This is a genomic window from Paenibacillus sp. SRL342, assembly GCF_984798905.1.
In genome coordinates, this window is the sequence record NZ_OZ481790.1 from 2912897 (window position 1) to 2923118 (window position 10222).

Genomic DNA, 10222 nt, shown 5'->3' on the forward strand with positions numbered 1-10222 from the left:
CAGGGGGGTGTGATGATGCGACAAAAGAAGAACATGGAGCCAACATCCGATATTGATCCAGGATTTCGCCTTACAGATATTGCAATTGTTGGTATGGCATGCAGGTTTCCGCAGGCTGATCATTATACGACGTTTTGGGATAATCTTGCGAATGGAGTGGATTCTGTCAAGGAGATTCCTCCAGATCGATGGGATGTATCGAAGTTCTATTCTCAAGATATTGACGCCCCGAATAAGAGCATTGGTAAATGGTGCGGTCTGCTTGATGATGTGTATTCTTTTGATCACCGCTTTTTCAGTATCTCTCCCCGAGAGGCCAAAAATATGGACCCACAGCAACGAATGATGCTTGAAGTTTCCTGGCAATGCATTGAAGATTCCGGGATTTCACTTCAAAGGTTACAGAATCAGATCACTTCCGTTTATGCCGGAGTAATGACGGTAGATCACCGCCAAATGGCGTGCCTTCCCGAATTGGAGATAGATAGCTACGCTTGTCTTGGAAATTATGAAAGTATTCTTGCCAATCGAATTTCTTACATTATGGACTTCAAGGGCGCGAGTATATCAGTAAATGCAGCTTGTGCATCTTCATTAGTAGCCGTCCATGAAGCCAAACAAGCCCTGCAACGAAAAGAGTGCAATTACGCCTTAGCTGCATGTGTAAATCTAAATTTGCATCCCTGGAAGTTTATCTCATTTTCCAAGTCAAGAATGTTAAGTCCGGATGGACGTTGTAAAACCTTTGATAAGGAAGCCAATGGTTATGTACCAGGGGATGGAGCAGGCGTGTTGTTGCTTCAAAGGCTTGAAGATGCGTTAGCAGAAGGTAATCATATCTACGGGGTTATCAAAGGATCTGCCTGCAATCATGGTGGAAGAAGCGCATCCATAACTGCTCCGAGCATGAGGGCACAACAAGACGTCATCTTGGCTGCTTATCAGGATGCAGATATTTCCCCGGAAATGGTCACGTATATTGAGGCACATGGAACGGGAACGTCATTGGGAGATCCGATTGAAATTGAAGCGCTTAAAAATGCATTTGCTGCCTATACTTCCCGAACCCAATTCTGTCGGATTGGCTCGGTAAAAACCAATATTGGCCACTTGGAGAGTGCTGCGGGCATGGCTGGTATTGTGAAAGTGATCATGATGATGAAACATGGTAAAATACCTGCCAACCTTCATTTTAACGATCCTAATCCGATCATAGATTTTAAGAATACTCCTTTTGAAGTGGCGGGGGCTCTAACTGATTGGAACAGTGCTGGCGAAGGTTTACCTTTAAGAGCGGGCATAAGCTCTTTCGGTTTTGGTGGAGTCAACGCACATCTGGTGATTGAACAGTGGTGCACTGCACACTCGAACAAACAGAAGGATGCCGTCGCCGCCCGTTCTCAACTGTTCACGCTATCAGGCAAATCGAAATGGCATTTGGAAAAACAGCTTGAATCGTGGAGAGCATTCTCGCTAACATCCGAGTTTGATGAGTGTACGCTGCGTGATATTAGTGGAACATTGTCCACGGGAAGAGTGGCTTTTCCTTATCGTTATGCTGTGATGGTAGACAATTTACAGCAGTTGAAGGAAGAGTTACATTCGGAATCAAGTCGTCTTTTCATGCCCAAGCAGCAAAAGTGGGCAATAAGAGTGGGGCACTTTTCCTATATAAACTATGAGCAATTTAGCAAGTTAACCCGTGGTTTACCGCATGTGGAGGACATCATCCAATCCTTACTGAATCAAATTGCCGATAGTGATCGTCCACTTGCCGATCACTATCGGCAGATGTTCTACAATGAACCATGGGAGCAAGAGACACTTCCGTGCTGTCAGTTCATTGCTGGATATGCCGTACTTCGATGTTTACTTGATGCGGGCTTAAAAGTGGAATGGATGACAGGGGAGCATACAGGGATGTGGGCTGTTCTTGCCGTAAACCAAATGATCGCTCCCGAAGAAATTCTTTTGAGGCTTTCAGGAAAAAATGAAGCTGATTTCATTAAACTACATCGTCCGTGTCTGCCTTACTATGACCCAACAGTGCGAGATATTTTGTATCCGATGTCCTTTGGCGAGTCTTATCTCCGGCGTTTGTTGGGTAGCTCGCAAATTGAAAGTGTGGACTCTGGGAATAGCGAGCATGATCGATTCGAATATCCAATGGTAAGTGATCACGAACGGGTTAAATATTATCTGACTAAGGGTCAATCACTCATCGCTCATCAGTTCACCTTCAGAAAGTATGTAGATGAATGGTCGAATCTTCTAGGTAAAGTAAGTGGGGACGATTGGAATTTGGAGGAGTTGCTTGGAAAGCCTGTTGATGTCTTGATGTTTACGGAGCTTTCCACTCAGCAGTTGTTCATTATAGTTACGGTTGTGGCTTATTCCCTAAGGAAGTTGAACCGCAAATGGAATTTGACGATAATGGCTGAGCCCGATCCACGATTCGAAGAAATGTTGGATCTGATGAACGATCACATCTTACTTCCTGAAATGGTCGCCCGGCTTGTTTTGGATTCCAATGTGGACTATAAGGTTGTTGCCGAATCCATGAACCTGAAACAGCGAGAAAGGGATATGGAGCCCAATGACAACCGATTATGTGCTCGAATTGATAACGTGCCCGAAATTGTAAATGTTGAGCAATGGCTGCATCAAACACAAGAAAGCCAAGTTGATCTGGAGAAGATTTCGTCAGACATCAAAATCATTGACATCGGAGTAGTTCAATCGGCCGCACCTGATACGCTGAAACTTGCTTTAAAAGAGGATGAAGCGGGATATGACTTCTGGAATATCCTCGGTCAGTTATGGCTCCATGGCGTGAATGTGAGGTGGGACCTATGGTTCCCTTCAGGAACATTTAACAAGCTTGCCCTGCCTACTCAGCGTTTCGAGTCTGTAATACATCGATTACATGACCATAATGATGCGGTAGCTCATGTAGCTAATCAATCGGTTAACGATGTATATATGCTTACAAGTGTATATGAGAACAGCTTGGATAGGGCGTCGCACCCGATGATCGGCCGGAATACCTCAACCTTGGATGAATTCAAGTATCAAACGTTGTTTACAGGCAAAGAATTTTTTCTGAATGATCACCGCGTAGACGGTAAACGAACATTACCAGGTGTTGCTTATTTGGAGATGGCATTAGCCGCTGTGCAGAATGCAGGCATCCAGGAGGTCATCGGTTTTGGTGATGTGGTGTGGTCAAGACCCCTAATAGTCATGGAGCAACCTGTTGAAGTAAACATTTCGTTGTCTAAAACCCAGGAAAAAATTCAGTTCCACGTATGGACCGGCGAAGATGTGAACCCTAGAAAAGTTTATGGGCAAGGGACGTTGTATGGAATAAAGACAGATGGCAACAAACAGGACACACGACAAGGCAATCCTAATAGGGTTAAACGGGATATCGATGCGATTAGAGGAAGATGTGTTGACCCTATTTCAGGAGTATATCGCAAACTTGAAAAGAGCCATCTGGTCTACGGTCCTTCCTTCCAATCCATTATGGACTGCTGTATGGGTGAGAACGAAGCTATTGCCAGGTTTGTCCTTCCAATCCCTTGTTATGAACAGTTACACGCGTATACGCTTCATCCTGTAGTGATGGACAGCGCACTGCAGACAGCGATGTTACTTGCCCAAAAGGTGAGCTCTGCTCCTTGTATGCCCTATTCCATAGGTGCGGTCAAATGGTGGAAGCGGCTTCCAGACAAGGGAAGTGTATATGTCAGGCAGCAGGGTACGCAAGGGGAAAAAGCATTCAAGTTTGATATTGTACTGCTTGATGAGCAGGAACTAATATGCATGGAAATGAGCGACTTTACAGTAAGACAGGTTCGGGACAAAAAGAGTCATGCGAAGGACCCATTGAAAACACTTTTGCGAAAATTGGAAGCCGGAGAGGTTGAACCTATTGATGTCTTAACTTATATGGAGGAACGATGAGAAAAGATCAGATGTTATCACTGGATCAGATTCTTGAAATGGTGAAGGGACGACGTCTCTCATCAGAGACAGCCTACCAGCTTATACAGGAAATAGAGCGGCATGATACTTCGGCTTCCAATAAGAAAAACCTGCATCAGAATACGTACCTGTATCCATCCTGGGAAATTCAAGACCTTCAACGTACCGTTTTCAAAAGTGAAAGGCTTCTGTTATTTGTTTCTGGTGAAGAACACATGCAGCAATGGAACCAGAGCACTTCCGTAATTCGTGTGTTACAGGGAAATCAATTCATTGAGCAGGATGTTAATACATTTATAGTCCGCCCGGGACAGGAAGAGGATGTTGACCGTTTGTTCAACAGGCTGTCCGAATTACAGTGGATTCCTGATACTGTCGTTCATGGATGGAGTGGTACGGTACTTCCAGAAAATGAAGGGACCCTATTGAACAAGTGGCTCGCCCAGGGTGTGTACACCTTATTTTATACATGCCGATGGCTGGCGAAATGTGCTGACAAAAAGAAAGTACATCTTTTATATGCTTATTCCAGCGATCGTAAAGAAGAACCGGCAAATGAAGCTGTAAGCAGTTTCATGCGCAGTGTGAAATGGGAACACCCGCAATGGACATGCCGTACATTGGACATGGGAAATGAACCAGTCGATATGTTTCACCTCATCCAACAGGAGATGGAAGCTCGGGACCAGGCGGTAGAGGTTCGTTATCGGGGCAATCGACGTTATGTGAAGAGATTGCTATCGCTGCCGAAAACAGAATATTCACAAGTAGAGTGGAATAAACAAGGCGTTTATTTGATTACAGGTGGGATGGGTGGTATCGGCCTCCAGTTTGCCTCCTTGCTTGCCCAATCCGCTCGAGTCATTGTTTTGTCTGGACGTTCCATTCTGAGTAGGGATCAGGAACAACAATTGTGTGATCTAGGGAAGTTTGGAGCTGAAATAGTGTATATTGCGGCGGATGTATCGCAACGTGAGTCCGCTTTTAATCTCATCCGTGAGTGCAAAACCAGATTTGGGGGCATTCATGGTCTGATTCATTGCGCTGGCGTATTGAGAGACTCAATGCTTCAATCCAAAAATAAAGTGGACATGGATGCTGTTATCGCTCCTAAAGTATACGGAACGGTTTGGCTGGACGAAGCTTCTTGTCATGAACAGTTGGACTTTTTCATCGTTTGCTCTTCCGTCATGTCCATTCTGGGCAACGCTGGACAATGTGATTATGCTTTTGCCAATGGCTTTATGGACAGTTTTTGCCGTCAGCGGAATCGGTTGAACAAAGAGGGGATGCGTTCGGGTCAAACGCTCTCTCTGAATTGGCCTCTGTGGTTGGAAGGAGGGATGGGAGTAGATTCAACCCATCGTCTTTTTTTGGAAAATACGCTCGGGGTTTCATCGATATCCAGCGAACATGCTATACAAGCTTTTGAGGATGCTTTTCATTGTAAGGAAAGTCAGCTAGTGATTGTTGGCGGGGATGCAACCAAATTTCAGAAGGTACACGAGAAAACGTCGTTTGCGGATGTGGACTCGGTTCCAAAAGAAATGTTGTTAGAGAACAGCATAAATGAGGAGGTTTTACTAGAAAGGGCTTCAGAAATTATGTTGACCATATCCTCACAGATTCTCAGTGTTGATGTACATGAAATGGATCTGGATGCGGATAAAAGCGACTATGGGTTTGATTCCATTTCGACGACTGACTTTGTCAATCGACTCAACGCAACGTACAACATTGATCTAACGCCCCCTATTGTGTTTGAATATGCGACTTTAGGGGCTTTTGCAACCTACCTAATCGGAGCTTATGGCGAAGACATCGCCCGATATCATGGAATGAGTGGCGGGCACGTTGAACTCGAATTGCAGACTCCGCATATGGTCGGTGATGATGAAACACATGAGATTGCAAGTGAGCCTATCGAACTCCATAGGAGGAATAAAGAACCCATTGCCATTATTGGAATAGGCGCTCACATGCCTCAATCCGAGAGTATGGATGAACTATGGGAGAACTTGGTTTCCGGGAAAACATTCATTTCCGAAATCCCTCCTGAACGCTGGGATTGGCATCAATATTATGGGGACCCAATAAAAGAAGTCAACAAAACCAACATCAAATGGGGCGGATTTATGAAAGCCATTGATCAATTTGATGCTTCGTTTTTTGGAATTTCGCCTCATGAAGCTGGGTTGATGGACCCGAGACAGCGCATTTATTTGCAAACTGTATGGGAAGCCATTGAAGATGCCGGTTACAGGCCATCGGAGTTGTCCGGGAGTAAAACAGGTATGTTTGTCGGGGTGGTTAGTTCAGATTATTATGACCTGATGCACCAATCAGGCATTCCAACTGAAGCACATACAGCTTTGGGCATATTTCATTCCATTCTGGCTAACCGAATTTCATATCTTCTAAATCTGCATGGACCTAGTGAACCCGTGGATACAGCCTGTTCCGGTTCACTGGTCGCCATTCATCGGGCAGTGGAATCGATACACAACGGAGAATGTGAACTGGCAGTTGCTGGAGGCATCAGTGTTATCGCAAGTCCACAGCTGATGATTGCCTTTAATCAGGCAGGCATGCTCAGTGTGGATGGTCGCTGTAAAACCTTTGATCAAGGTGCTGATGGGTACGTTCGTGGCGAAGGTAGTGGGGCATTGCTGCTCAAACCGTTGTCCAAAGCGGAAGCGGATGGAGACCATATCTATGGAGTAATTCAGGCAACGGCTATAAATCATGGGGGACATGCCAACACTTTGACATCTCCAAATCCTAATGCACAGGCAGAACTTATTGTTGAAGCGTGGTCCAGATCCGGAATTGATCCGAGGACAGTAGATTATATTGAAGCACATGGTACGGGGACCCCATTGGGTGATCCGATCGAGATAAATGCGCTTAAAAAAGCTTTCTCTCAGCTGGTTCAAGACTGGGATGAGTTGCATGGTAAGCCGAGCGGTTCTGCCCCAGAGTCCTCCGTTCCGCACTGTGCAGTCGGAACGATAAAAACCTATATTGGACACTTGGAGGCAGCAGCAGGAGTAGCGGGAGTCCTCAACGTGTTACTCAGTATGAAGCATAACCGATTGTTGCCGAATCTGGAGCTAAATGAAGTTAACCCTTACATCCAGTTGGAGAACAGTCCGTTTTATATCGTAAAGGAAGGGCAGACGTGGAATCGTAAACATGATACTGCCCCAAGAAGTGCAGGCGTAAGTTCATTTGGCTTTGGAGGTGTCAATGCTCATATTGTCATCAGCGAATACGTGACTAAGCATGACAGTTCCCTGATTATATTCAATCGCCCCCAGTTACTCATCGTTTCTGCAAAGAACAGAGATCGATTGAAAGCATATGCGAGGCGAATCGTTGAATTTCTGAGTCAAACGGATGGGATTACCCTGGCTGATGTTGCATTTACAATGCAAACGGGCAGGGAAGAGATGGAGGAAAGACTTGCATTGGTGAGTTCAAGCATCGATGACACCGTGGAAATGCTTAATCGGTTTATTGCAGATGAGACAGAAAATCTATCTCCATTTTGGCAAGGGAGCGTAACCAAGCGCAAGCCCTCACAAGATGAACAGGCTATAGCTTACCATCAGCCTTCCACAGATCAGGATTTCATGGTTGAAGCAGAGCTCCATAAACTTGCTCAGCTCTGGGTAACTGGCAACCGGATTGATTGGTCTTCAATGGATAAAGGAGAACGGAAACGGAAAATTTCCATCCCGACTTATCCGTTTGCAGAGACACGGCACTGGCTTCCTAATCCAGTCAAACGGATAGAAAGCCAAGAGATTCATCGGTCGGGAGTGGACAACAGATTCATGATGAAGCTGGAAAATAGATCGGATTTTCGCGCATACAGCTACGAATTTGCATTTACTGGACAAGAATCCTTTTTTCGGGATCACGAAATAAACGGATATAACGTATTGCCTGCCTCAGCTCATATTGAATTGATCAGAGCCGCTGTCATGATGGCTGCTCAACCAGGAGAGGGCGAACAAATCAGCCTTAAAAAGCTCGTATGGCTCAAACCTGTTGTCGCCAAAAAAGGCATGGGAAGGCTTCAAATACTTCTTAAACCATCTTCGAATGGATTTATTGAGGTCACCGTTCATTCTCCAACTAGTTCTCAGGGGGATGAGACAAACACCGTGGTTTTTAGCCAAGGGACTGCTGTGATAACCAAGCGTGAAGTACGTAAAACATACGAAATGGAGACTATCCTGAGCAGCTGTAGTCTGGGAAATTTTACATCAGAGCAATGTTATTCCTTTTTTTCAGCCAGGGGTATGCAGTATGGTCCAGACTTCCAGGGTCTGAAATCTGTAGCAGTGGGTCATGATCAAGCTCTGGCCAGAATTGCCTTGCCTCCGGGTATTATGGATGGATATCAGGACGGCACCATTCATCCCGGACTTCTGGATAACGCTTTTCAGGCTGCAATCGGGATCTGGCTAAGTACTTCGGGAAGTATTCAGGACGAGCAGCAAGATACGCCTTTGTTGCCCTTCTCTATACAACAAATTCAAATCATTGGCTCCTGTGAAGCTGAGATGTGGGCTCATGTCCGAGTCCATCAGGAGAGTGGCAGCGCTGCTGTGCACGCGGATACCGAATATGACATAGATTTGTTTAGTGTGAAGGGTGATGTACGGGTATCCGTTAGGGCAATGCGTTTTAGAAGACCTGAGTCGAAAGTTCCAGATCTTGAAGAAACTAAAGGTGTGGAGACTTACGAGTTACAAATGTTGGCCCCTGTATGGAAAGAGCAGACAATCGGCTTGTATGAACATGAACGTGTACTCAACGATCTCCCGGGAGAAATATGCTTGGTAGGTACGAAGAGCTCGTACTTGACCCAGCTGCTCAAACACCTGCCACATGCCGAGATGATCGTTTTGAATCCACAGGATTCGATCATGCGCATCTCTGAACAACTAAACCTAATCATGAACCTTCGTCATATGGTGTGGATATCTCCGATCACGGCTGGAAGCTCGCCTGATGTCAAGGGAATGGTTGAGGCTCAGGAAGATGGCGTGTTTCTTCTATACAGACTGATTAAGGCACTTTTTCAGAATGGATATGGGAATCGGAGCATGGAATGGACTGTAATCACGATGCGGGCAAACGCCATTCATACACTTGATTCCGTTGATCCCACTCATGCCGGGATACATGGTCTTATAGGAGTCCTGTGCAAAGAACGACCCGGATGGAAGGTTAGACAGGTGGATTTGGATCAGTTGAATGATAAGAATATGTACGAATTGTTTTCGCTGTCTGCTGATTCCTATGGATTCCCATATGTAAACCGACAAGGCGAATGGTTTCGTCAACAACTTGTGCCCGTTACATATTCTCCTGTGAGTTCCGGGCAGTCTCATTCCTATCGCCATGGGGGTGTATACGTTGTTATTGGAGGAGCAGGCGGAATCGGAGAGGCATGGAGTGAATATATGATCCGGCATTACAAAGCCCAGATCATCTGGCTGGGAAGAAGGGAAATGGATGCTGATATTCAGGCGAAATTGAAATGGCTGGGCGAGCTTGGCCCCGCGCCCTGTTACATGGCTGTTAATGCAACGGATTCAGAAGCAATGCGTCAGGCATGTATAAATATTAGGCGGAATCATCAAGCCATTAATGGTTTTATTCATTCTGCCATCGTGTTGGAGGATCGCAGTCTGGAATATATGGACGAAGCTTCTTTTCGGAAAGCTTATTCCACCAAGGTAGACATCAGCATCAATATAGCCAAAGCGTGTATCGGAGAGTCGCCTGACTTTGTACTCTTTTTTTCGTCCATGAATTCCTTTTTGAATTCGGCCGGACAGGCGAATTACGTAGCCGGCTGTACGTTCAAAGATGTATTTGCCCAATTTTTGAGACAGTGCTGTGATTTTCCTATCAAAGTGATGAACTGGGGATATTGGGGAAGTGTGGGTTCGGTACGTTCTGAATATTATAAGACACGCATGGCGAAAGCAGGACAAGGTTCAATCGAAGCTCCTGAAGCGATGGAGGCTCTAGATGTACTGATGAATGGTGTGCTGGATCAGATTGCATTGATAAAGAAACAGTCTTTGGTAGATATACAGATCTTAGATGAAGAAGAATCCATTATGGTCTATCAGGGGGCTGTACCGTCTCAGGTTATATAACAGGGGTCTGAAGAGCGGGGATTATCAGACGGTGGGGGGAACGTGTA

The 10222-nt window shown here is 45.5% G+C and carries 2 protein-coding genes; both read left to right on the plus strand.

The features are described 5' to 3' along the window. Window positions 1-12: 12 nt before the first annotated feature. Window positions 13-3969, plus strand: coding sequence for a type I polyketide synthase (locus AC4E8D_RS13430; RefSeq protein ID WP_490206316.1), 3957 nt, complete (start codon window positions 13-15; stop codon window positions 3967-3969). Continuing rightward, the gene (locus tag AC4E8D_RS13435) at window positions 3966-10175 is read left to right on the plus strand and encodes an SDR family NAD(P)-dependent oxidoreductase (protein ID WP_490206317.1); all 6210 of its coding nucleotides are present in this window, start codon (window positions 3966-3968) and stop codon (window positions 10173-10175) included. Before AC4E8D_RS13430 ends, AC4E8D_RS13435 begins: the two co-directional genes overlap by 4 nt. The last annotated feature ends 47 nt before the right edge of the window (window positions 10176-10222 follow it).

Bases quoted from the DNA above. Each gene is read 5' to 3' on its own strand.
- AC4E8D_RS13435 (WP_490206317.1), top strand. From the start codon at position 3,966: ATGAGAAAAGATCAGATGTTATCACTGGATCAGATTCTTGAAATGGTG.
- AC4E8D_RS13430 (WP_490206316.1), top strand. From the start codon at position 13: ATGATGCGACAAAAGAAGAACATGGAGCCAACATCCGATATTGATCCA.